This window comes from Aestuariivirga sp. (genome assembly GCF_041738905.1).
Lineage (GTDB): Bacteria > Pseudomonadota > Alphaproteobacteria > Rhizobiales > Aestuariivirgaceae > Aestuariivirga.
Genome location: NZ_JBGSOZ010000144.1, coordinates 1 through 22,066, shown reverse-complemented (window position 1 = coordinate 22,066; position 22,066 = coordinate 1). Strand labels below are relative to the sequence as shown.

The 22,066-nt window shown below is 62.1% G+C and carries 20 protein-coding genes; 10 read left to right on the top strand and 10 right to left on the bottom strand.

The annotated features are described in order from the left end of the window. Position 1: 1 nt before the first annotated feature. Positions 2-784 (top strand): sulfite exporter TauE/SafE family protein, encoded by a 783-nt coding sequence (locus tag ACEW8Q_RS13185; protein WP_373504517.1) that lies wholly within the window; start codon positions 2-4, stop codon positions 782-784. On the opposite strand, the gene ACEW8Q_RS13180 is transcribed toward ACEW8Q_RS13185, so the two are convergent. The 3 genes from ACEW8Q_RS13180 to ACEW8Q_RS13170 form a co-directional block, all read right to left on the bottom strand. Continuing rightward, positions 781-1,437, bottom strand: a complete 657-nt coding sequence (locus ACEW8Q_RS13180) for a glutathione S-transferase family protein (RefSeq protein ID WP_373504516.1) — start codon at positions 1,435-1,437, stop codon at positions 781-783. The two genes, ACEW8Q_RS13185 and ACEW8Q_RS13180, sit on opposite strands and share 4 nt — an antisense overlap. Next, entirely contained in the window at positions 1,434-1,838 is a 405-nt protein-coding gene (locus ACEW8Q_RS13175; protein WP_373504515.1) for a rhodanese-like domain-containing protein, read from the bottom strand. The genes ACEW8Q_RS13180 and ACEW8Q_RS13175 overlap by 4 nt, the downstream gene beginning before the upstream one ends. A gap of 148 nt (positions 1,839-1,986) precedes the next feature. Further along, positions 1,987-3,186: an MFS transporter gene (locus tag ACEW8Q_RS13170; RefSeq protein WP_373504514.1), complete on the bottom strand. Its 1,200-nt coding sequence runs from the start codon at positions 3,184-3,186 to the stop codon at positions 1,987-1,989. A 117-nt stretch (positions 3,187-3,303) separates the two neighbouring features. Here ACEW8Q_RS13170 and ACEW8Q_RS13165 point away from each other — a divergent pair, with 117 nt between their 5' ends. Both ACEW8Q_RS13165 and ACEW8Q_RS13160 read left to right on the top strand, forming a co-directional pair. Further along, positions 3,304-4,695, top strand: a complete 1,392-nt coding sequence (locus tag ACEW8Q_RS13165) for a cation diffusion facilitator family transporter (RefSeq protein ID WP_373504513.1) — start codon at positions 3,304-3,306, stop codon at positions 4,693-4,695. A gap of 191 nt (positions 4,696-4,886) precedes the next feature. Continuing rightward, on the top strand, positions 4,887-6,578 hold the full coding sequence (locus ACEW8Q_RS13160) for a calcium-binding protein (protein WP_373504512.1): 1,692 nt from the start codon (positions 4,887-4,889) through the stop codon (positions 6,576-6,578). 42 nt (positions 6,579-6,620) lie between these two features. On the opposite strand, the gene ACEW8Q_RS13155 is transcribed toward ACEW8Q_RS13160, so the two are convergent. Continuing rightward, complete coding sequence (locus tag ACEW8Q_RS13155) at positions 6,621-6,941, bottom strand: hypothetical protein (RefSeq protein ID WP_373504511.1); 321 nt, start codon at positions 6,939-6,941, stop codon at positions 6,621-6,623. Between the two features lie 169 nt (positions 6,942-7,110). Between ACEW8Q_RS13155 and topA the strand changes: the two genes are divergently transcribed. After that, positions 7,111-9,780: a type I DNA topoisomerase gene (gene topA / locus ACEW8Q_RS13150; protein WP_373504510.1), complete on the top strand. Its 2,670-nt coding sequence runs from the start codon at positions 7,111-7,113 to the stop codon at positions 9,778-9,780. Positions 9,781-9,829: 49 nt separating this feature from the next. Here topA and ACEW8Q_RS13145 read toward each other — a convergent pair whose 3' ends face one another. Then, positions 9,830-10,237, bottom strand: coding sequence for an NUDIX hydrolase (locus tag ACEW8Q_RS13145; protein ID WP_373504509.1), 408 nt, complete (start codon positions 10,235-10,237; stop codon positions 9,830-9,832). Positions 10,238-10,536: 299 nt separating this feature from the next. Between ACEW8Q_RS13145 and rnr the strand changes: the two genes are divergently transcribed. The 4 genes from rnr (at position 10,537) to ACEW8Q_RS13125 (ending at position 14,663) form a co-directional block, all read left to right on the top strand. Further along, entirely contained in the window at positions 10,537-12,762 is a 2,226-nt protein-coding gene (gene rnr, locus ACEW8Q_RS13140) for a ribonuclease R (RefSeq protein ID WP_373504508.1), read from the top strand. 92 nt (positions 12,763-12,854) lie between these two features. Next, positions 12,855-13,274, top strand: a complete 420-nt coding sequence (locus tag ACEW8Q_RS13135) for a DUF983 domain-containing protein (protein ID WP_373504507.1) — start codon at positions 12,855-12,857, stop codon at positions 13,272-13,274. Then, positions 13,271-13,960: an NUDIX domain-containing protein gene (locus tag ACEW8Q_RS13130; RefSeq protein ID WP_373504506.1), complete on the top strand. Its 690-nt coding sequence runs from the start codon at positions 13,271-13,273 to the stop codon at positions 13,958-13,960. The genes ACEW8Q_RS13135 and ACEW8Q_RS13130 overlap by 4 nt, the downstream gene beginning before the upstream one ends. Positions 13,961-13,994: 34 nt before the next feature. Then, complete coding sequence (locus tag ACEW8Q_RS13125) at positions 13,995-14,663, top strand: DsrE family protein (RefSeq protein WP_373504505.1); 669 nt, start codon at positions 13,995-13,997, stop codon at positions 14,661-14,663. 241 nt (positions 14,664-14,904) lie between these two features. Here ACEW8Q_RS13125 and ACEW8Q_RS13120 read toward each other — a convergent pair whose 3' ends face one another. Continuing rightward, positions 14,905-15,423, bottom strand: a complete 519-nt coding sequence (locus tag ACEW8Q_RS13120; RefSeq protein WP_373504504.1) for a hypothetical protein — start codon at positions 15,421-15,423, stop codon at positions 14,905-14,907. Positions 15,424-15,615: 192 nt separating this feature from the next. On the opposite strand from ACEW8Q_RS13120, the gene rpmG reads away from it, so the two are divergent. Continuing rightward, a complete protein-coding gene (gene rpmG / locus ACEW8Q_RS13115) occupies positions 15,616-15,783 on the top strand; it encodes a 50S ribosomal protein L33 (protein WP_373504503.1) in 168 nt (55 codons plus the stop codon). 103 nt (positions 15,784-15,886) lie between these two features. After that, positions 15,887-17,368, top strand: a complete 1,482-nt coding sequence (locus ACEW8Q_RS13110; protein ID WP_373504502.1) for an aldehyde dehydrogenase — start codon at positions 15,887-15,889, stop codon at positions 17,366-17,368. Between the two features lie 364 nt (positions 17,369-17,732). Here the strand turns inward: ACEW8Q_RS13110 and scpB are convergent, their stop codons facing one another. The 4 genes from scpB to ACEW8Q_RS13090 form a co-directional block, all read right to left on the bottom strand. Continuing rightward, entirely contained in the window at positions 17,733-18,548 is an 816-nt protein-coding gene (gene scpB, locus ACEW8Q_RS13105; protein ID WP_373504501.1) for an SMC-Scp complex subunit ScpB, read from the bottom strand. 30 nt (positions 18,549-18,578) lie between these two features. Continuing rightward, positions 18,579-19,412, bottom strand: a complete 834-nt coding sequence (locus ACEW8Q_RS13100) for a ScpA family protein (RefSeq protein WP_373504500.1) — start codon at positions 19,410-19,412, stop codon at positions 18,579-18,581. Between the two features lie 85 nt (positions 19,413-19,497). After that, positions 19,498-20,517, bottom strand: a complete 1,020-nt coding sequence (gene nagZ / locus ACEW8Q_RS13095; protein WP_373504499.1) for a beta-N-acetylhexosaminidase — start codon at positions 20,515-20,517, stop codon at positions 19,498-19,500. Between the two features lie 24 nt (positions 20,518-20,541). Continuing rightward, a partial coding sequence (locus tag ACEW8Q_RS13090; protein WP_373504498.1) for an SPOR domain-containing protein occupies positions 20,542-22,066 on the bottom strand: 1,525 nt, incomplete at its 5' end.

Here is a 22,066-nt window from a genome sequence, read left to right as displayed (position 1 = left end):
GATGGATTCGTGGGTCTATGACTTTATCGTGTTCGCTGGAGTAGGCTTCTTCGCGCAGTTGATCGACGGCGCGCTTGGCATGGGCTACGGCGTCATATCGGCAACAGTGCTTCTCGCCACGGGTGTTCCCCCGGCCCATACGTCCGCCAGCGTGCATGCGGCAAAACTCTTCACCACCGCCGCCTCCGGCACGTCTCACATCCTTCACGGCAACGTCGACAAGCGCATCCTGATCATTCTCTGCATCGCGGGGTCCATCGGCGGCATCCTTGGCGCCATGGTTCTCGTGAACGTGGCCGCGGGTGCAATCAGGCCTTTCGTGTTCGGCTACCTCGGGATCATGGGGCTGGTCATCATCTGGCGGGGCCTGATGTTCCCTTCCAGCAAGACCGTCCCTGGCAAATACATCGCTCCGCTCGGTGCGGCGGGCGGATTTCTGGACGCGATCGGCGGTGGCGGCTGGGGACCGGTGGTCACCTCAAGCCTGATCGGTGCCGGTGCCTCACCCCGCTTCGTCGTGGGCACCGTAAACGCGGCTGAGTTCGTGGTGACCTGCGCCGTCGTTTCGGCCTTCGCAGCTACCATCTTCCTGGGCGTGTGGGCGGAATCCAATGGCATCATGGATCATTTCACCGCCATCATGGGCCTCATCCTGGGAGGCCTGCCGGCAGCCTTCTTCGCCGGATGGCTTCTCAAGGTCGCACCCCGCAAACCACTGATGATCGCCGTAGGCCTGCTGATCTGTTCAATCGCCGGTTTCGAGCTCTCGCGGGCTATCTTCTAGTCCACCTCGTCTGCCGGAACGATCCACTCTTCCTTGAGCGCCGCCTCCCGCCAGGAGCGGAAAACCTCGGTGTTCATGACCGTGTCCATGTAAGCCCGCGTTTCGCTGGCCACCGGCACCATGAACGTGTCGAAACGGGTGACCACCGGCGCGAACATGGCGTCCGCAATCGAGAACTTGCCGAACAGAAACTTGCCGCCCTTGCCGTGCCTGACCCGGCACTCGTGCCAGATTTCCTCGATGCGGCCCACGTCCTTCATCACAGCGTCACTAAACGGAACCGGCTTCCTTGGGCGGCGCAAATTCATCGGGCATGCGTTTTGCAGCGCGCTGAACCCGGCATGCATCTCGTTCGAAACGCAACGAGCCATGGCCCGGGCCGATGCCGCCTTGGGCCAGAGGTTCTTCTCCGGGAACAGCTCCGCCAGGTATTCCATGATGGCGAGCGACTCCCAGATGGTGGCGCGGCCATGCCGCAGCACCGGAACGCGCCCGGCGCGCGAATGCTCCGCGATGAGCCTCGCGGTATCGGCCGTATCGAGCGGGATCACCGTCTCGCGGAAGGGAATGCCCGCCATGCTCAGCGCCATCCACGGCCTCAAGGACCACGACGAGTAGTTCTTGTTGCCGATGATGAGATGCAGCACGCTCACTTGGGTTCGACCTTCTCGATCGGACCGCCCGCGTCCTTCCACGCACCGAAACCGCCCTTGAGGTTCAGCACGGGCTTGAGGCCCATGCGCTGCAATACTTCAGTGGCAAGCAGCGAGCGCCAGCCAGAGGCGCAATGAATGACGAAGGTCTTGTCCTCGGCGAAGACGGGCTTGTGATACGGACTGTCGGGATCGACCCAGAATTCCAGCATGCCACGCGGCGCATGGAACGATCCGGGGATGCGGCCCTCGCGCTGGATTTCGCGGATGTCGCGGATGTCGACGATGACCACATCCGGATTCTGCACCATGGCAATCGCTTCGGTGGTATCGACGTGGGAGACTTGTGCCTCCGCCTCCGCCATGAGCTGCTTGTGCCCAACGGTAATTTTCTGTGGCAAGGCCCCCTCCACGTGTATCTGGTTGCTTGGCAGTCAGTTGCGCGCGGCGCGCGTCTTACGTCAAGTGCAATGAAAATTAAAGTGCATCCGGACACGCCTTGCTTTCCCAAGGTTGCAATTGCTTCCTAAACTGGCCGCCAAATTGCTGCTACAGCGACTTTGGTAGGTATCTCCACGCAATAAAACCGATGCCTGCAAGGCCCACCGCAAGGATGACAAAGACCATGCCGATGGGAAGCCAGAGCAGCGCGAAGGCGAAGACGGAGGCCGGGATCAGTTCCGAGCAATCGATATAGGTGCGGTAGACCGCCGTCATCTCCTGGCGCTCGCGATGGCGCACCGCGCGCAGGAACGGAATGCCGCCCACGCCGTCAAGTGCCGAGGCCGCCACCGACCCCATGAGCAGGCAGCCCATCGCCACATAGGGCGCCGATGTGCCTGCCAGTCCCGCCCCGAGCGACGTCACGCAGCACAGCATGAATGCACCGGCGATGACTTTCCGCACACCATGCGTCCGGGCGATCCGGCCCGACACCCAGGCCGTGAGCAGCACGGCCTGGCTGGCGGAGATCATCAGTCCGCCCAGCGTCTTGCCGAGGCCCGACTCGACGATGAGCAACGGCCCGTAGATGAAGAACGTGGTCCAGAAGCATGAGCGCCCGAAGGCGATGAGCCAGGCCAGCCTCAGGCGCGGCTGGCTCGTGAAGCGCCTCAGGTTGCTGATCGCATCGAACCTCTTGAGGTTGACGGGCCGTGGAGCGCTCACATTCTCGGAAAGCCGCAGGTACCAGAAGATGACGAGCAGCACGCCTGCGGAAGCGATGGCCGCGAGTTGCGGCCCCCAGGGCCCGAGACTGACATAGAGCCAGACGCCCGTCGCCGGTCCCATCATCCAGGAGAAGGTCGAGAGGCTGAGGCGCAACGGTTCTGCCCGCGCAAGGTCGTTCCGCCGGATATGGTCGAGGATATAGAGCGAGAGCGTGATGTTGGCGATGGCAGCACCCACGTTCCGCATCAGCATCCCGGCGGCCTGCCCCGCCAGCACATGGCTCGCAAGCGCGAGGCTCGCCGCCATCAGCAGGACCACGCCGAACGTATAGGCCCAGCGCCGCCTGAGCCGCCCCAGCACATGCGGCAGCATCAGCGTGACGGCGAGGACCGTGATCGATACCGACGTCGACAGCACGCTCACCTTCTGGGCCGAGCCGAGGATGTCGTAGGCCTGCAGCGACACGACGGTGGAGTTGAGCGCGCGCACAAAGGATTCGACCGCGAAGATGGCCGCGAACGTATAGGCCCCGGCGCGGCGCGGTTGGGGCAGTATGGCTGCTGTGGAATCGGACGGCATGGTTGCTGGTCCCCAGCGAAAGCCTTTCCAATGCCGCTGGCAACTGCGCAAAGCGCCGGGCCACATGCTAATGATGAATGGCTTGAGCCGATGAGCGGGCCCGACTAAGGAGCCACCATGTCCACGTCCGAAAAACAGAGCGTCGCACTTGTCTCTATGGCCGCCAGCGCGGTTCTGGCCGGCTCGAAGTTTCTGGCAGCCATGTTCACGGGTTCGCTGGGCATATTGTCGGAGGCGATCCACAGCCTTATCGACTTCGGTGCCACCATCGTCACCTATTTCGCCATCCGCTGGTCCGACCAGCCGGCCGACGACGAGCACCACTATGGCCACGCAAAGATCGAAAGCGTGGCGGCGCTGGTAGAAACCGCCCTGCTCTTCCTCACCACCGCCTGGATCGTATGGGAAGCATTGAGCCGCCTCTATGGCGGCGAGCAGCACAATGTCGAAGTCACTTGGTGGGCCGTCGCCATCATCGCCGGCTCAATCATCATCGACTACAATCGGGCGCGGGCGCTGAAGCGGGTCGCGGAAAAGACCTCAAGCGAGGCGCTTGAAGCCGACGCGCTGCACTTTTCGTCGGACATGTGGAGTTCCATCGTGGTTCTGGGCGGCCTTGGCGCCGTCTGGGCCGGCATCCCGGCTGCCGACTCGATCGCCGCACTGGTGGTCTCCGGCTTCGTTGCGCGCGCCGGCTGGCAATTGGGCGCGCGCACCATGAACACCCTGCTCGACGCAGCGCCGGCCGGTGCCACCAGCATCGTGAGGGACATCGTCTTAGATACGCATGGTGTGCTCACCATAAAATCCATCCGTCTCCGCCCGTCGGGTGCCACCATGTTCGCCTCGATCGTGGTGGAGGTCGCCCGCACCATGCCCATCGACGAGATTGTGCGCGTGAAGGACGCCATTCAGGACCGGGTTCAGGAGCGCTTCCCCAACGCCGACATCACCGTCACGGCCAACCCGGTGACGCTCGACAATGAATCGGTGTTCCAGAAGGTCATGCTCATCGCATCGCGCCGCAACCTCGCCATCCATCACCTGACGGTGCAGCAACTCGATGGCAAGCTCGCGGTGAGCTTCGACCTCGAGGTGGAAGGATCGATGCCGCTGGGCGAGGCCCACGAGACGGCGACAATTCTTGAAGATGCGATCCGCAGCGAACTCGGCAGTGACGCGGAAGTGGAGAGCCACATCGAGCCCCAGCCCGAGCGCATGCTGGAAGGCCATGATGCGGCGCCAGCCCTCGCCGCCGAAGTGACCGCAAGCCTCATGGAATTGACGGCGCCTTTCGCTCGCCTCACCGAGATCCACAACATCAGGCTGAGGCGCAACGAGGAAGGCCTCTTCCTGCACTACCATTGCCGTTGCTTGCCCGGTGAGACGGTGGAGAAGATCCACGACGACATTGACCGTGTGGAAGCGGGCCTGAAAGAGCGCTACCCCGACATCCGCAGGGTCATCGCCCATGCCGAGCCGTTGGGCCACAGGAAGCACGCCCTGTAAGGCGCGCGGGGAAATCACCCCCGGGCCAGGCAACGCCCGGTCGCAGCTCATTTGGATTAAAACTTGCAATCAATTCCAGATTGCCAGACAGTCACTTCGTTTGAGTCAGCCATTCTCTTGATGACTATCCAAAGCCATTTCAACCGACGATCGGAAAAAGTATGAACCCTTTGCAAGCCTTGGGATCTGCATTGAGCATCGCCTCGAGCCTCAAGAATCTCTTCGGGCCAAACCCGATGGCAGAGGTGAATCAGAAGCTCGATGAGCTGATCACGATCTCCAAGGAAATTCTGAGCGCGACCGAAAAGGTCCATGAGACTGTCGTTGCGGGCCAACTGGCGAACTACAGTTCCAACATCTCCGACAGCCTCACCAATCTCAACTTCTACCGCGCCACCGGCGAGGCGGTCTATCGTGACCTCGCCATTCAGAAATCCATAACGGCCCTCTCCGGCATCATTTCATACACGACGACTGCGCCGGTCTCGCCAACCGTGCTGCTTCCGATCCTGATCGCCGCCAGCGCGGTACGCGAACTGATCATCGATGAGTTGCAGGAGGGTGCCTTCGCAGCCGAGGGCAAGGCGGAACTACAAAGTGCAATGACTGCGTTCAACGCAATGCAGCCTGACCTCTATGAGTTCTACGACGAGGCATTCACGCTCGAGGTCGTAGCGAGAGAAGAGACAGCAGCTTCAAATTTTGATAATAGGATTTACAACTACAAGGTCGCAATCATACCGCTTTCTGCAACGGAGCCTGCTGGCGTATTTGAGATTTATAGTGTGCCTGCCTGGGCTGAAGTGAGTACCATTCTCGAATACCTTGGTGCCGAAACCAAGATTTCCGATTTCTATGCCGCGTTGCTGTTGGAGCGATACTTTTACCTTCCTGCCGGAACCTACTTCGGCAACGTCAAGCCGGAAGGATTCCACAACCTGAACGTAGACTCTGTTTACAACGCCATCGCTGATTCAGCTCAGGATACTGAATACTGGTTGACTGGCGGCGGCGCACATTTTGAGGCCTTGTCCCGGCTGCTGGAACTGACCCAGAACGTGCATGTCCAGGGCGATGCCGGAGGTGCCACCGTCAACGACGTGATCGATGTCACCACCGTCGCCGGATTTGTGGGTGCTGACTATGCTGTCATCGACGGCAAGCGCGGCAATGACCGCCTCACCGGCAGCGACTTCATCGATACGATCCGCGGCGGCGACAACAACGACAAGCTGTTCGGCAAGGGCGGCAACGACATCCTGATCGGCGGGACGGGCCAGGACAAGCTCGACGGCGGACTGGGTGACAACCGGATCGATGGTGGGGCCGGCGTCGATCGCGTCAGCTATGCGTCCTCACTGGTTGATGTGAAGGTCTCGCTCGACATCATTGGACGGCAGGACACTTGGCAGGGTTTCGATACGATCAAGAACGTCGAGGATCTCGAAGGCAGCAATCACTGGGATATTCTCAAGGGATCGGCTGGCAACAACAAGGTTTTGGGCCTGCTGGGAGACGACGTCCTGGATGGCCTTGCGGGCAATGACCGTCTGGATGCGGGTGCCGGCAACGACATGCTGATCGGCGGAGCCGGCAAGGACATTCTCACCGGGTCATCCGGTTTCGACTACTTCTACTTCGCCAAAGGCTTCGGCGCCGACAGAATCCAGGACTTCTCACGCAACAACAACGAGAAGATCGACCTGTCCGGGATCACCGCAATTGTCGATTTCGCCGATCTGGTGGCCAATCACCTGAAGACCGACAGCGCCACCGGCTTCGCAATGATCTTCGCGGGCAAGGACAGCATCCTGCTCAATGGCATCACCGTCAGCCAGTTCGGCACCGGACTGGATTACAGTGCCGACGATTTCGTCTTGTGATGGAGATGGGCGGCGACCCCGATTACGGAAGCCGCCTCAGTCTCAGTATTCTTCCGGCACCGCCTCAAACTCATGGCTGGCCCTTGCGAGTTCGTTGAGGTGGTCCACCTCTTCCTGCGAAACCTGCACCTTGTTGGCCACGGCAAAGGCCTCGTAATAGGAATACTCGAGCGGCACCATCACCTGGTACAGCTTGGCCGACCTGGCAAGGTTGCGCAGTTCGAGAATCATGTCTGCGAGATACTGCGCCGTCTCCCGCTGGCGGCCGGGCTCATCGAGAGAACCATCTTCGGTAGAAGAATATCCGATAGTACGTGTCTTGCGGGAAGATCTTGCCGTGCCAGAGTGAGCGTTGAAGTTCATGGGCGCTCCGATGAGTTGAATGACTTAGCGTAACTACACCCTACACGGGTTTTTCGGAAATGAAAGCACCTACAGATTGCATGACGTTGCTAGGACCAGCAAAATTGCCGTGCCTTGCAGCGGCGGGGCGATGCCTATATGACGCCTCGAAACTTGATCAGGACTGTGAATGACCGTCGTCGTCGTTGAATCACCGGCAAAGGCCAAGACCATCAACAAGTATCTCGGCAAGGATTTCACCGTCCTGGCCTCGTATGGTCATGTCCGCGACCTGCCCGCCAAGGATGGTTCGGTTCGCCCCGACGAGGACTTCGGCATGGACTGGGAGGTCGACGGCAAGTCGGCCAAGCGGCTGTCCGACATTGCCGCAGCGCTGAAATCCGACGACCGGCTCATCCTCGCAACCGACCCCGACCGCGAGGGCGAGGCCATTTCATGGCATGTGCTGGAAGTGCTGAAGAAGAAGGGCGCACTGAAGGGCAAGGAAGTCCATCGCGTCGTCTTCAACGCCATCACCAAATCCTCGGTGCTGGAGGCGATGCAGCACCCGCGCCAGGTCGATGCCGATCTGGTCGATGCCTATCTCGCCCGCCGCGCCCTCGATTATCTGGTGGGCTTCTCGCTCTCGCCCGTTCTCTGGCGCAAGCTGCCGGGCTCGCGTTCGGCGGGCCGCGTCCAGTCGGTGGCGCTCCGGATCATCTGCGACCGCGAACTCGAGATCGAGGCCTTCCGTGCACAGGAATACTGGAGCATCGACGGAACCTTCACCACGCCGCAGGGCGCGGAGTTTCAGGCCTCGCTGAACTCCATCGCCGGCAAGAAGCTGGCCAAGCTCGACATCAAGGACGAAGCCTCGGCGCGCGCCATCGAGCAGGCGGTGAAGGGCCAGCCCTTCAAGGTCGACACGATCGACTCGAAGCCCGCCAAGCGCCACCCCTACCCGCCCTTCCGAACCTCCACCCTGCAGCAGGAAGCCTCCCGCAAGCTTGGCTTCTCCTCGTCGCGCACCATGCAGATCGCCCAGCGCCTCTATGAGGGCGTCGACATCGGCGGCGAGACCGTGGGCCTCATCACCTACATGCGAACCGATGGCGTGGACATGGCGCCGGAAGCCATTGCCGCCACCCGCAACGCCATCCTGAAGAACTTCGGCGAGCCCTATCTCCCCTCGGTGCCGCGCCACTACACCACCAAGGCCAAGAACGCGCAGGAAGCCCACGAGGCGATCCGTCCGACAGAAATGTCGCGCCACCCCATGGCCGTCCGCAAGACGCTCGACCAGGACCAGTTCGCCCTCTACGAGCTGATCTGGAAGCGCACCATCGCCAGCCAGATGGAGAGTGCCGAGCTCGAGCGCACCACCGCCGACATCGGCACGGAAGGCCGCGACGGGAAACATTATGCTTTCCGTGCAACGGGTTCGGTCGTCAAGTTCGACGGATTTCTCAAGGTCTATTCCGAGAGCCTCGACGATGGCGAGGACGAGGATTCCCGCAGGCTGCCCGCCATGGCGCGGGGAGATTCGATCGGGGTCAGGAAGCTCGAAGGTGTTCAGCATTTCACCGAGCCGCCACCGCGCTATTCGGAAGCCTCCCTCATCAAGAAGCTGGAAGAACTCGGCATCGGCCGCCCCTCGACCTATGTCTCGATCCTCGAGACCCTCAAGATTCGCGGCTATATCCGCATCGACAAGAAGCGCCTGATCCCCGAGGACAAGGGCCGCGTCGTCACCGCCTTCCTCGAAAGCTTCTTCCGCCGCTACGTCGAGTACGACTTCACTGCGAACCTGGAAGAGCAGCTCGACAAGGTGTCTGCCGGCGAGATCAACTGGAAGGACGTGCTGCGCGACTTCTGGAAGGATTTCACGGCCGCACTCGAAGACATCAAGGAACTCCGCGTCACCAATGTCTTGGACGCGCTGAACGACATTCTCGCCCCCCACATCTTCCCGCCCCGCGAAGACGGCGGCGATGCGCGCGGCTGCCCGTCCTGCGGCAACGGGCAATTGTCTTTGAAGCTCGGCAAGTTCGGCTCCTTCATCGGCTGCTCGAATTACCCTGAGTGCAAGTTCACGCGCCCCATGTCACCAGGGGCCGATGGCCCCGAGGCCGTACCCGCCGAGGGCGTGCTGCTGGGTGTGGACCCGGAAACCGGAGAAAAGATCACACGCCGTCTGGGCCGCTTCGGGCCTTACCTGCAATTGGGCGAAGCCGCGGAAGGCGAGAAGCCGCAGCGCGCCTCAATCCCCAAGGGCAAGAAGCCCGAGGAGATCACGCTGGAAGAGGCCTTGCGCCTCCTCTCGCTGCCCCGCGAGGTCGGCATCCACCCCGAAACCAACAAGCCCATCGTCGCCAACTTCGGCCGCTTCGGGCCTTTCATCCTGCATGACGGCACCTATGCGAATCTCGAGACGCCGGAAGACGTCTTCACCGTCGGCATCAACCGCGCGGTGGACATTCTGGCCGAGAAGAAGGCCAAGGGCTTCTCACGGCCAAAACCTGGTGCGCTGAAAGATCTGGGCCCTCACCCGGATGGCGGCGGCAATATCCAGGTTATGGCCGGCCGCTACGGCGCCTACGTGAAGCATGGCAAGGTCAATGCCACCCTGCCAAAGGGAACCGACCCGCAGGCGCTGACCGTGGAGGAGGCCCTCGCCCTCATCGCAGCACGCGCCGGCAAGGAGCCGACAACAAAGAAAAAGAAGGCGCCATCGAAGAAGGCCGCTGCAAAGAAAGCGCCCGTCTCCGGTGCTACCGCGAAAAAAGCTCCAGCGAAGAAGGCTGCCGCGAAGAAGTCGGCGAAGAAAACCGTGAAGGCTAAGAAGCCAAAGGCCGCCTGACCCGGTATCAGAACCAGTCATCGGCGAGGGAGCTTCCGCCCCCTGAGGGTCAGGCCAGCTTCCGGATGATGGCCTTGAGTTCAGGTTCCTGAACCGCATTCGCGGCCTCCGCCACCGGGAACCACTGCATCCTCCGCTGGCCCTGCTCCGGCCATGTCTGGTGCTGGATCATCTGTTCGAGAGAATACACATCGACCTTGCATGGCAAGACGCTGCCGTTGTCCAGCCGTTTGCTGTATTCAAAGTTGCCGATCGGCTTCTTGCTGATTTGTCCGCCCAGTCCCGCCTCTTCGAAGGCTTCGCGCGCGGCCGCCTGCGACGGCGAAAGCCCCGCGATGGGCCAGCCTTTGGGAATGACCCACCGGCCAGTATCGCGCGACGAGATCAACAGGATTTCGCGCCCAGCAACCGTGTAGCGCCAGGCCAGAGCCCCATACTGTTTTTTCGTTCCCGGCATTTCGACTGCACCAGCCCACAACACGCAAAGCGACTCCGAGGAGTGATGTCTCAATAGTTGAAACAGCATGTCAATACTTTGGTTAATGTTCGGTTCGAGTTTTCACCCGGAGATTGAACCGGCACTGCATGCGCCAAAGAACTGCATGCGCCAAAGAAATGGTCACTGAAATCGGTGCATCAGACTGTCAATTGGGCAACTCGCGGCCTGACTCTGCGGAAGAAGCAAAAGGAATCGGCTACGAAGCAAACCTGCAATCCGCTGGATTCGGTACCTGCCTTCCGGCTATGCCTTGATGCATGGCAAAAAGGATCCCGCAGAAACCGCAACTCCCCACGGAGGCGGATGTTCTGGATTTCATACAATCCTCGCCCTCGATCGTGGGAAAGCGCGAGATTTCGCGACATTTCGGTCTGACGGGCGGAGACAAGATCGCGCTCAAGGCCCTGCTCCGTGACATGGAGGACAAGGGCCTGCTGGCCAAGCGTCAGCGGAAGCTGATCGACCGCGCGTCGCTGCCCCCCGTCACCGTCCTGGAAATCATGGGCACCGACAAGGATGGCGAGGCCTATGCTGAGCCCGTGGAGTGGGACGAGAGAGTCGCCGGCAAGCCGCCGCGAGTCGTCATCGAGGGCGGGGACGCCACGCCGCGCAAGGGCGACCGGGTGCTGGCCAAGATTCAATCCTCCCGCGATGGCCGATACAAGTTCCGCGCGCGGGTCATCAAGGCGCTTTCAGAAACCTCGAACAAGGTGCTGGGTGTCTACCGCGTGCTTCCCGGCCTTGGCGCCCGCCTTATCCCGGTGGACAAGAAGGCGCGTAACGAACTTCAGGTAATGAAGGGCGACGAGAATGGCGCGCTGAACGGCGAACTCGTCGAAGCGGAAATCATCAAGGACCGAGGGCGGGGCCTGCCTTCGGCCCGCGTCCGCGAGAGGCTTGGAGATCTCACCGACCAGCGCAATATTTCACTGATCGCCATCCATCACCATGGCATTCCCAACCAGTTTCCCGAACGGGTCTTGCGGGAGAGTGAGTCACTGAAGCCCTTCGACCGTGCCAACCGCAGCGACCTCCGCGACGTGCCCCTGATTACCATCGACCCGCGTGACGCGCGCGACCACGATGATGCTGTCTGGGCGGAGATCGACGAGCAGACGGGCGGAACCAACATCATCGTCGCCATTGCGGATGTGGCTGCCTACGTGAGGCCCGGCACGGCGCTGGACCGCGAGGCGCGTATCAGGGGCAACTCGGTCTATTTCCCCGACCGTGTCGTCCCCATGCTGCCGGAGCGCATATCGAACGATCTCTGTTCGCTGCGTGAGAAGGAGGAGCGCCCCGCACTCGCCTGCTTCATGTCCTTCGACAAGCAGGGCCGCAAGACCAGGCATCGTTTCGAGCGCGTGGTGATGCGCTCCGCCGCTAAGCTAGCCTATGAGGAGGCGCAGGCCGCCATCGACGGCAAGCCCAATGACAGAACCTCCACGCTGCTGGAGGGCGTGCTGAAGCCGCTGTGGAAAGCCTACGCCATTCTCCGCAAGGGCCGCGACGCCCGCGAGCCCTTGGAACTCGACTTGCCCGAACGCAAGCTGATCCTCGATGCCCATGGCCTGATCGAGCGGGTGGTAACGCCTGATCGCCTCGATGCTCACAAGCTGGTGGAAGAATTCATGATCCAGGCCAATGTGGCCGCAGCCGAGGAACTGGAGAACCGCAAGACGCCGCTCCTCTTCCGCGTCCACGACCAGCCATCCGAGGAGAAAGTCCGCGCGCTCGCTGAATTCCTCCGCACCGTGGGCATGAACCTGCCACTGGGCCAGGTCATGAGGCCCAAGCATTTCAACAAGTTGCTGATTGAAGTTCAGGGCAAGGATTATCAGCATCTGGTCAACGAGGTGGTTCTCCGCACGCAGGCGCAGGCCATCTACAGCCCGGACAACAAGGGTCACTTCGGCCTGTCATTGAGGCGCTATGCGCATTTCACCTCGCCCATCCGCCGCTATGCCGACCTGATCGTCCACCGCGCCCTCATCACCGCCTGTGGCTTCGGTGACGATGGTCTATCGACCGACGACATCGCCAAGCTCTCGGATACGGCAGAGATGATCTCGGATGCCGAGCGCCGCGCCATGGCGGCGGAACGCGAGACGTTGGACCGGTTGATCGCCGCCCATCTCTCGAAGCAGACCGGCGCCATCTTCAAAGGCCGCATCGGCGGCGTCGTGAGTGCCGGCCTTTTTGTGAAGCTCGACGATTCAGGCGCCGATGGCTTCGTGCCTGTCACCACGCTGGGCCGCGACTACTTCGTCTACGACAAGACCCGCCATTCCTTGGTCGGAGAGCGCAGTGGCGACACCTATCAGTTGGGCGACCGGCTTGAGGTGAAGCTGGTGGAAGCGACGCCCGTTTCAGGCGGCATGCGCTTCGAGGTCGTCTCCGAAGCGCGCGAGGGAAAGCCCGCACCTCGCCGGAGCGTGAAGACCGGCCGACCGCCCACGAAGTTCAAGGGCCGCCGCCGCTGACTGGCGCCAGCACATGCTCGCCTTGCGGCAGACAGTCGCGCGGCGGACGGTGATCTTCTCTTTGTCGTGTCCCGCCCTCATGTTCCGCAGCCATGACCTTGACCATCGAAACCGGCTCACCCGATCACTCCGAAACCCGCTCCTGGAAACAGGCCATGTGGCGGGGGTTTCGCTGCACTTGTCCAGCCTGCGGCGAAGGCCGCATGTTCGGCAAGTTCCTGAAGGTGGCCGACACCTGCGGCCACTGCGGCGAGGAACTGCATCACCACCGCTCCGATGACGCGCCGCCCTATTTCACCATGTTCGTCGTCGGCCACATCGTGGTGCCGCTGGTGTTGGTTGTCGAAAAGCTCTGGGCGCCGCCGCTGCTGTTCCATTTCACGCTGTGGACGGTGGTGACGCTCGCCCTGACCTTTGCCTTGATGCCCGGCATCAAGGGTGCCATCGTCGGCCTCCAATGGGCGCTCCGCATGCACGGATTCGACTACGCGGCCCGACAAGAGGCTGAATGAGCTACGACCATCCGGAATTTGCCGGATCGAAGGTTCACCCGAAGGTTCTGAAACCGAAGGACTCCGCCACGCTGATTCTCGTGCGGCGCGATGCGGCGGTGCCGCGCATCCTCATGGGCCAGCGCGCAGGCGGCCATGCCTTCATGCCCAACAAATACGTTTTCCCCGGCGGCCGGCTCGATGCCGCCGACTGCCGGGTGAAGCCTGCCAAAGACCTGCATCCGGCTACGCTTGCGAAACTCATGGCCCGGATGCGCGGGCGGCCCACGTCCACCCGCGCCCGCGGCCTCGCTCAGGCGGCCGTGCGCGAGACCTGGGAGGAAACCGGCCTCGTCTTCGGCCGCAGCCGCCCTGAGGACGCACCCGACCTTTCCGGCCTCACCCTCTTCATGCGCGCCATCACGCCACCGGGCCGCACAAGGCGCTACGACAGCCGCTTCTTCGTGGCCGACGCCGAAGGACTGACCAACCTCGACGCTCCCCACCACGACGGCGGCGGCGAACTCCTGACGCTGTCGTGGCTGACGCTGGACGACATCGCCGGCCTCGACCTGCCGCTCATCACGATTGACGCGCTCAAACGCCTGAAGCCCTTCCTCGACCAAGGCCACCTCCCCGCCCACGACTGCCCCGCGAGCTTTCAGTACTATCGGGGCAAGACTTGGGTGGAGGATGAGATTTCATAACTCTCCCCTTCTCCCGTCCGCAGGATGGAAGAAGGTGCCCGAAGGGCGGATGAGGACTGTTCTATTGCAGGCAGTAGAATGGCCTGCGAGCAAGGCAGTTAAGCCGGAATTGTTTTCGATTTTTCCAGCCACCAAAAGTAGCGGGCCTTTAGTGAAGCTGGGCAACGATGCGTCTGTTGATGCAAATCAAGGATTTTCAGCAAGAAAAGCTTTCAAATTAAACACAGGCGGCGAGGCAACGTTTCAGTTCTTTGTCGACGTTTTACGAGAGGGTTTTAAAATGAATCGCAGGTCTATTCTCACGTCCATTGGCATGATCGGAGCAACGATTATGTTAGCAAGCCCAGCATTGGCTGGCGCAACCGATCCGCTATTTGTCAACATGACGACAGATGATTCACATCGGGCGAGAATGGCACTGAATTTCAGCATCAATCAGCAAAAGAGGGGGCATCAGGTAACCATCTTCTTCAATGACAAGGGGGTTCTGGTTGCCTCGACCAAGAATGCAACTTCCTTTTCCGAACAGCAGACCATGGTAGCCGAATTTCAGGCTGCCGGAGGAACAGTTCTCGTCTGCCCAATGTGCATGAAGCACTATGGTGTAAGCGAGGCTGATCTTCTTCCTGGCGCAGAGGTTGGAAACCCAGAGAAGACAGGCGAAGCACTTTTTCAAGACAACGGCAAGACGTTGACTTGGTGACGGGCATAAGAAGCCTGATGTTCAGTTCTGCGATGGCGGGATGAATTCAAGGGGCCACTACCCTGCCAAGACCTTCGATTGGTTCACGCCCCAAAGATCTGTTGGTCGCACATTTGGCCATGTGGAGACTGGCGAAGCGAAAGTTATATGCGAAACTCTCCAAGGAGCCGCTTGGTATTGGTTTCTGAGATTTGACTTTCATCGCACCACCTTCTCCTTTTACGGATGAGGACAAGGGTTCCTATTGCGGGGGTCTGGTTCCCCCGCGCGTGACCGTCATTCCGCCGGTCAATAGGCATTTCCAGTCGCCTGGGACTGTCGGCCAGCAGACGCCTTTCGCGGAGGGCACGTCGTGTTCCTTGCAGTTGAGATCGGGGTTGCCGCCGTAGAGGGCAGCGTCCTTGCGGGTCGTGCAGACGGCCCAGGTGAAGGAGCCTGAGATGGGGTAGACCGTCGCGGTGACGTCGCCATTCTCCATGTTGTAAGTATTGTACAGATCGATGAGGGGCACGCCGGGCGCGACGGTGACTGCGATGTTCTCCATCAGCCAGAGCTCGCCCCGGACATCGACATCGTGCTTGCAGCGGAGCATGTCCGCGACCTGTTCAGGACCTGGCGGACCATCGAGCCGGATGGAGGTGCAGCTCCCGGGATCGCGGGAACCCCAGGCCTCGCCTGAGCCATCAATTGCGAAAGCCTGTTGCGGCAAGAGCAATAGCACCAAAGCCGCAAACAATCCGGTGCCCCTGCCCCTGTTCATTCCCTCATCCTTCTCCAGTGTCTGAACCGGAACGTTACCATCCGGCCCGGGAAATGCACCATCGGGTTCGCGAAACCATCATGTGTGTGGGCCACGCGCGATTGTGCCGCCATGACCCGAGGCATGCCCCTATCGCTTGACTTTCCGCCCCGTTTCGGGTCTATCCGCACCAAATCCCGATTGGAGACCGTTATGGCCAAAGGCAATGTGATCAAGATCAAGCTGGCGTCGACTGCCGACACCGGATATTTCTACGTTACCAAGAAGAACTCGCGCACCAAGACCGACAAGCTGTCGTTCAAGAAGTACGACCCCGTCGCTCGCAAGCACGTCGAATTCAAGGAAACCAAGATCAAGTAATCTTGGGTTTTCCACCTACGAATTGAAAAGGCACCGCCCGCGCGGTGCCTTTCGCGTTTCTGGCCCTTCGCCCGATGAAATTCCTTCACCACCGGAGTTCCCCATGCCCGCCGATTTCCGCAGCCTCATCCCCACCCTGAGCTATCGCAACCAGGCCTTCATCAACGGCAAGTACGTGGCCGCGGCCTCGGGCAAGACCTTCGATTGCGTCTCGCCCATCGATGGCAAGGTGCTGACTCACGTCGCGGAATGCGACGCGGAAGACGTGAACCGGGCTGTCGCCGCCGCCCGCGCCGTGTTCGAGAAGGGTTCGTGGTCGGCCTGCCACCCGGGCAAGCGCAAGAAGGTGATGCTGAAATTCGCGGACCTGATGCAGAAGCACAAGGACGAGCTGGCGCTGCTGGAAACCCTCGACATGGGCAAGCCCATCTCGGCCTCGGCGGGCGGCGACATTCCGGGCTCGATCCAGGCGATCCAGTGGTACGCGGAAGCCGCCGACAAGGTCTATGACGAGATCTCGCCCTACAGGCCCGACTCGGTTTCCCTCATCACCCGCGAGCCGATCGGTGTCGTCGCCGCCGTGGTGCCGTGGAACTATCCCCTGATGATGACCTCGTGGAAGCTGGGACCAGCACTTGCCACCGGCAACTCGGTGATCGTGAAGCCCGCCGAGCAGTCACCCCTGACGGCGCTGCGCATTGCGGAACTCGCCGCCGAGGCCGGCATCCCCGATGGCGTGCTGCAGGTTCTCCCCGGCTTTGGCGAGACGGCGGGTCAGGCGCTGGGCCGCCACATGGACGTCGACATGATCGCCTTCACGGGCTCGACGCAGGTGGGCAAGTATTTCCTGCGCTATGCGGGCGAGAGCAACATGAAGCATGTTTCGCTCGAGACCGGCGGCAAGTCCCCCAACATCGTGTTCGCTGACGCGGGCGACCTCGACCGCATCGCCAAGGTCTCCGCCGATGGCGTGTTCTACAATGCGGGGCAAAGCTGCAACGCCCCCACCCGTATCCTCGTGCAGGACACGATCAGGGATGAATTCATCGCACTGGTGGCGAAGCACGCCAAGCCCTGGGTTCCCGCCGATCCGCTGGACCCCAACACCGCCATGGGTGCCGTGGTCGATGCCGACCAGATGAGCCGCGTGTTGGGCTATATCGAGGCAGGCCGCAACGAGGGCGCAACGGTGGCGGCGGGCGGATCGCAGGTTCGCAAGGACACCGGCGGCGCTTATATAGAGCCCACTGTTTTCTCCGACGTGACGAACTCCATGAAGATCGCGCAGGAAGAAATCTTCGGCCCCGTCGTCGTGGCGGTCAGCTTCAAGGATGAGGCGGAAGCCGTGCGGCTGGCGAGCGATTCGATCTACGGCCTGCAGGCAAATCTCTGGACCCGCGATGTCTCCCGCGCCCACAAGCTGTCGCGCCAGCTCAAGGCCGGAACCGTCGTCGTCAACAATGTCTGGGGCTCTGACATCACCAACCCGTTCGGCGGCTACAAGCAGTCCGGCATCGGCCGCGACAAGTCGCTCCACGCCATGGACAAGTATTGCCAGGTGAAGAACACCTATATCCAGCTTTGAGGTGAAGGCCTGGCGGTTGCCGCCGCCGTTCACACAAACGAGTGCCGGCCCGGAACTGGACATGGGGAGGCCACCCATGGTCCAGCCCGGGCCGGCGAACCCCCCGTCTCAGGAGATGCGGCAGACCTGAAGCGTGGGGCAAACGGTTCGTTTGCTGTTGTGAATGTGGTGCAGTGGGACGATGCAGCGGTGCAGGCCGCACCGTCCCGCCAGTGGTTCCGCTCGTGAGCGTGGAGCACTCCGGAGCAGTTTGTGATGACAATTAGAATTTTATGAAAAGGCGCAGCAGAACGCCAGCACTAGTGTTGGTAAACACCGTGGCGATTGCAGCCAGAGTCAAGAGTTAAGGTAAATTCGACCTAAGTTATTGCGGCTCGTTGCCGGTGTCTTCGGACTGCTCCGGCAGATGCATTTCGAGCGGCGGCTGATCGAGTTCGGTGCCGTCCAGCGGCTCTTCGTCGGGCGCCAGTTCCTCGCCGCTGCGGGGCATCGGAATGTCGAAGCCAGGCGGCAGATTGGCTTCCAGAAGCCCTGCTCCCTTGAGTTCCTGAAGGCCCGGAAGATCACCCACTTCGTTGAGCCCGAAATGGCTGAGGAAGGCATCCGTCGAGCCGTAGGTGACGGGCCGGCCCGGCGTCTTGCGGCGGCCGCGCATGCGCACCCAGCCGATGTCGAGCAGCATGTCGAGCGTGCCCTTGGAGATGGCGACGCCGCGGATGTCTTCGATCTCGGCGCGCGTCACCGGCTGGTGATAGGCGATGATGGCGAGCGTCTCCATGGCGGCCTTGGAGAGCTTCCGCTGCTCCACCGTCTCGCGGCGCATGATGTAGCCGAGGTCATCCGCCGTGCGGAACAGCCACTTGCCCGCCACTTCGACGAGGTTCACGCCGCGGTTGGCATAGTTCGCCTGCAGGTCGGCCAGAAGCGGGGCAACGTCGGTGCCCTCGGGCAGGAAGCTGCCGATATGGGCGGCGTCGACGGGATCGGCGGTGGCAAACAGCACGGCCTCGACGATGCGGAGATGCTGGTTGCGGTCAGCGCGCGGATGGCGCGTGACGGTCGCGACTTGCGCCTCCGGCCCAGCATCGGCTTCAGCATCATGCTCCGTCCCGACGGGTAGATCCTGCTCCGTCGATTCAAGCTCGGGCGCGGCATCGGCCGCTGCTGTGTTCTGCTGCATCGTCGTTTACTCCTTCACCACGTCTGGCCCTCAGGCCGCATTCGCCCGCCGCCGCAGGAAGATCGGCGTGAAAGGCCCCTCCTGCCGCAATTCGAGCAGGCCTTCACGCGCAAGCTCGAGGCTCGCCGTGAAGCTCGAGGCGGTTACCGACCGCCGCATTCCGGGCTCCGTCATGTATTCAGCAAGCCAGATATCGAAGGTGCCCCAGTCGTTCATCACGCCCACCAGCCTCTCGAGGGCGTTGCGGGCCTCCTTGATCGACCATGTGGGATGGCGTTTGGGCGTATAGGTCTGCCGCCGCATCTTCTGCTGGCGGCGCTCGGCATAGGCCTTGAGAAGATCGATGAGATTGTCGCCGTATTCGCGCTTGGTGTCGAAGATCAGCGGTTCGGGCGCCCCGCGCGCGAACACGTCGCGGCCCATCACGCTCCGCCTCATGAGGTTTTCCGACGCGGTCCGCATGGCCTGCAGGCGCTGCAGCCGGAAGGCCAGGCGGGCCGCCAGATCGGCCGGTTCCGCCTCTTCCGTTCCCGGTGGCGCCGGGATCAGTAGGCGCGACTTGAGATAGGCGAGCCAGGCCGCCATCACGAGGTAATCGGCGGCAAGCTCCAACTGCAGGCGGCGCGCCTTCTCGATGAAGGCGAGGTATTGCTCGGCCAGCTTGAGGATCGAAATCTGCTTCAGGTCGATCTTGTGATGCCGGGCGAGTTCCAGAAGCAGGTCGAGCGGACCCTCGAACCCATCGACGTCGATGATCAGGGCGGCGCTGTCGTCAGGCGCCGGGGGAACCACGCGCAGCGGCGCTTCGCCGTCAGGCCACGCCTCTGGCACGGGTGCAATCGATGGGGTGTCGGGCTCGCTCACTTGGTCGATGGTCCTCGTTCCGTCCAAGCCTTGTTACCAAGGGATTGGGGGTGATTCGCCGTGATGCCACAACTTATCCCCAGATTCACCGGGAAACGAGCGATTCCAGGTCTTTGAGCGCCTGCTTCCGGTCGAAGGCCTGCGGCTTCCGCGCGGCCTTCAGCGCGGCGCGCGCGCGTGCCAGCGCCTTGCCCTTGAGAGCACCCGCCGCCGCGGCCACCTCCTCCATCTGATCCATCTCGCCATTGCAGTGGAGGACCAGGTCGCAGCCCGCATCGAGAGCGGAGCGCGTTTTCTCGGTATATGAACCGGCAAGCGCCTTCATCGAGAGGTCGTCGGTCATCAGCAGCCCCCGGAAACCGATCTGCTTGCGGATGATATTGGCGATCACTTTCCTTGACAGCGTGGCAGGCGCCGTCTTGTCGAGAGCGGTGTAGACCACATGCGCGGTCATCCCCATCGGCGCATCCGCCATGGCAGCGAAAGGCGGAAAGTCGATCGCTTCCAACTCCGCCCTCGTCGCCTCGACGACGGGAAGTTCCATGTGGCTGTCAGCCTGCGCCCGGCCATGGCCCGGAATGTGCTTGATGACGGGCAGCACACCGCCATCGGCGAAACCCGCTGCATGGGCGCGGGCCAGCGCCATGATCTGGTCGATCCGGGTGCTGTAGGCGCGGCTGCCGATGATCTCGTGAGCACCCGGCTGCGGCACGTCCAGTACCGGCACGCAATTGGCGGTGATGCCGGCGGTGATCAAATCCTCGGCCATCAGGCGCCCCACATTGCGGGCGCTGCGGAGCGCCACCAGCGGGTTTTCGGCATAGCATTCGCCAAATAATTTGGCGGCTGGATACTTTCTCCAGGCATTGCTAGGTGGACCGAGGCGTTGTACGCGGCCCCCTTCCTGGTCAATGAAGACCGGCGCGTTCTTGCGTCCCACCGATTCACGGAAAGCCGTGGTCAGCGCTTTCAACTGGTCCGGCGTTTCGCAGTTCCGGCGAAACAGGATGAGGCCGAACGGATTGGTTCGCGCGAAGAACTGGCGTTCGGCCGCTGTGAGCGACATGCCGGAGCAGCCGGATATGAAGGCACCGATGGAGGTCATGTCAAATCCGGATGGTTACGGGGCTCACGGGCCCCTGACGATGCAATCGCTCTCGCCTGCCGAGAACAGCGCGCTGCACACTCTGGTGGCTTCGCTGCGGGAATTGAGCGGCCCGAGTGCCAGCTGGTAGCGGGTGCTGCCGCCGATCTTGGTCTGGTTGATCCGCTGCGGCAGTCCGCCGACCACGGTGGGATATAGCTGGCTGAGGCGGCCATATTCGGACCGCGCTTCGGGTTCGCTGCGGAACGAGGACAGCTGAATGAGATAGCCACTGACGGAAGCCGTTTTCTGTTCCGGAGCGGGAGCAGGCGCCGGAGCGGCCTTCGCCTTGGCTTGCGGCTGAACGGCGGCAACCTGCGTTTCCGGGGCCGAGGTGGATTGGGTCGTCGCGGAATCGGCATCATCCGAGCCGCGGAAGATATCGAGGAGCGTTTTCTTCTTCTTGGGCGGAGCGCTGACGGCCGGCTGTTCGACGGCTGGTGCGCTTGCAACGGCTTGCCCACCCTGTGAGGGCGCAGCTGGTTCTGCAGGCGGAACCAGCACGACAGGCTCGGTGCCCAGATCCTTTGCAGGCGCAGGGGCGGGTTTCTTCTTGGTGGCGGTCTTCGTCGCCTTCTTGGCGGGCGCTGGCGCAACGTCCTGCACCAAAGGCTCGGAAATGACCTTGGCGGCGGCAGGTGCTGCGGCTTCGGCAGCGGTTTTCGCCGTAGAGGAAGGGTCAGCAGAAGCAATTGCCGCCCCGTCGGTGGCTATTTCCGGGGGCGGCAGGGGAAGGACGTCACTCGACGAGGGCTGAGGTATGGCGGCTGGCGCCGGAGGGGCGGTGGAGCCCTGCTCCGGTTGCCCTGCCGTGGCCGCGACATTTCCGATCCCCTGCTGATCGAGGCTCCCTTGCTGGTCACTGCCCGGAGGCGGTGGTAGCGGAAGCGGCGGCGGCTCCTCGACACCGGGAACTGGCAATATCTGATTTCCCAATGCCGGGACGTCGGGCAAGGGGATCTGGTCCGCCGCAGCTGCAGGATCGATGGCCGCGTCGGCAGGAGCAGCGGGCTGCGCAGTTGCCGGCTGAACCGGAACCTCTTCCGTCGGCAAGACCTGGCCGCCAATCACTTCCTGCTCGCCCACGATCCGATCGTAGATCTGCTTCTTCTTCACAGCGGGCGCATCGCCCAACTGGCCATCAGCTGGCTGCTCGGGCGCAGTCTTGGCGGGTTGCTCGGGTGCCGAAACGACCGGCACGGAATCGGAGGTCGTGGTGCCGGTGCCAGCAACGTTCTTCATCTTGGCGCCGTAGTACCAGATGGCGCCCCCAACAAGGAGTGCCGCAGCCACGAGAGCCAGCATCAGCAGCAGCGGCCCGCTGGACCGGCGTTGCTCTTCACCAAATCCCTCTTCGTTTTCGCGGTAGGCATTCTGGTAGTCGCGCGCACTGGCGCGCTGGCGAGGTGCCGGCGGCGGCGCCTCATCCTCGAAAACATCTTCCTCGTCGAACTCTTCCGGCGGGGTGGGCGGCGCAAGTGGCCTGGCCCTTCCACGCGCAGGAACGCCA

Coding starts and splice junctions, on each gene's coding strand:
- ACEW8Q_RS13165 (WP_373504513.1), top strand. CDS start 3,304: ATGTCCACGTCCGAAAAACAGAGCGTCGCACTTGTCTCTATGGCCGCC.
- scpB (WP_373504501.1), bottom strand. CDS start 18,548: ATGCAGCAGAACACAGCAGCGGCCGATGCCGCGCCCGAGCTTGAATCG.
- ACEW8Q_RS13155 (WP_373504511.1), bottom strand. CDS start 6,941: ATGAACTTCAACGCTCACTCTGGCACGGCAAGATCTTCCCGCAAGACA.
- ACEW8Q_RS13135 (WP_373504507.1), top strand. CDS start 12,855: ATGACCTTGACCATCGAAACCGGCTCACCCGATCACTCCGAAACCCGC.
- rnr (WP_373504508.1), top strand. CDS start 10,537: ATGGCAAAAAGGATCCCGCAGAAACCGCAACTCCCCACGGAGGCGGAT.
- ACEW8Q_RS13185 (WP_373504517.1), top strand. CDS start 2: ATGGATTCGTGGGTCTATGACTTTATCGTGTTCGCTGGAGTAGGCTTC.
- nagZ (WP_373504499.1), bottom strand. CDS start 20,517: ATGACCTCCATCGGTGCCTTCATATCCGGCTGCTCCGGCATGTCGCTC.
- topA (WP_373504510.1), top strand. CDS start 7,111: ATGACCGTCGTCGTCGTTGAATCACCGGCAAAGGCCAAGACCATCAAC.
- ACEW8Q_RS13170 (WP_373504514.1), bottom strand. CDS start 3,186: ATGCCGTCCGATTCCACAGCAGCCATACTGCCCCAACCGCGCCGCGCC.
- ACEW8Q_RS13130 (WP_373504506.1), top strand. CDS start 13,271: ATGAGCTACGACCATCCGGAATTTGCCGGATCGAAGGTTCACCCGAAG.
- ACEW8Q_RS13110 (WP_373504502.1), top strand. CDS start 15,887: ATGCCCGCCGATTTCCGCAGCCTCATCCCCACCCTGAGCTATCGCAAC.
- ACEW8Q_RS13145 (WP_373504509.1), bottom strand. CDS start 10,237: ATGCCGGGAACGAAAAAACAGTATGGGGCTCTGGCCTGGCGCTACACG.
- rpmG (WP_373504503.1), top strand. CDS start 15,616: ATGGCCAAAGGCAATGTGATCAAGATCAAGCTGGCGTCGACTGCCGAC.
- ACEW8Q_RS13120 (WP_373504504.1), bottom strand. CDS start 15,423: ATGAACAGGGGCAGGGGCACCGGATTGTTTGCGGCTTTGGTGCTATTG.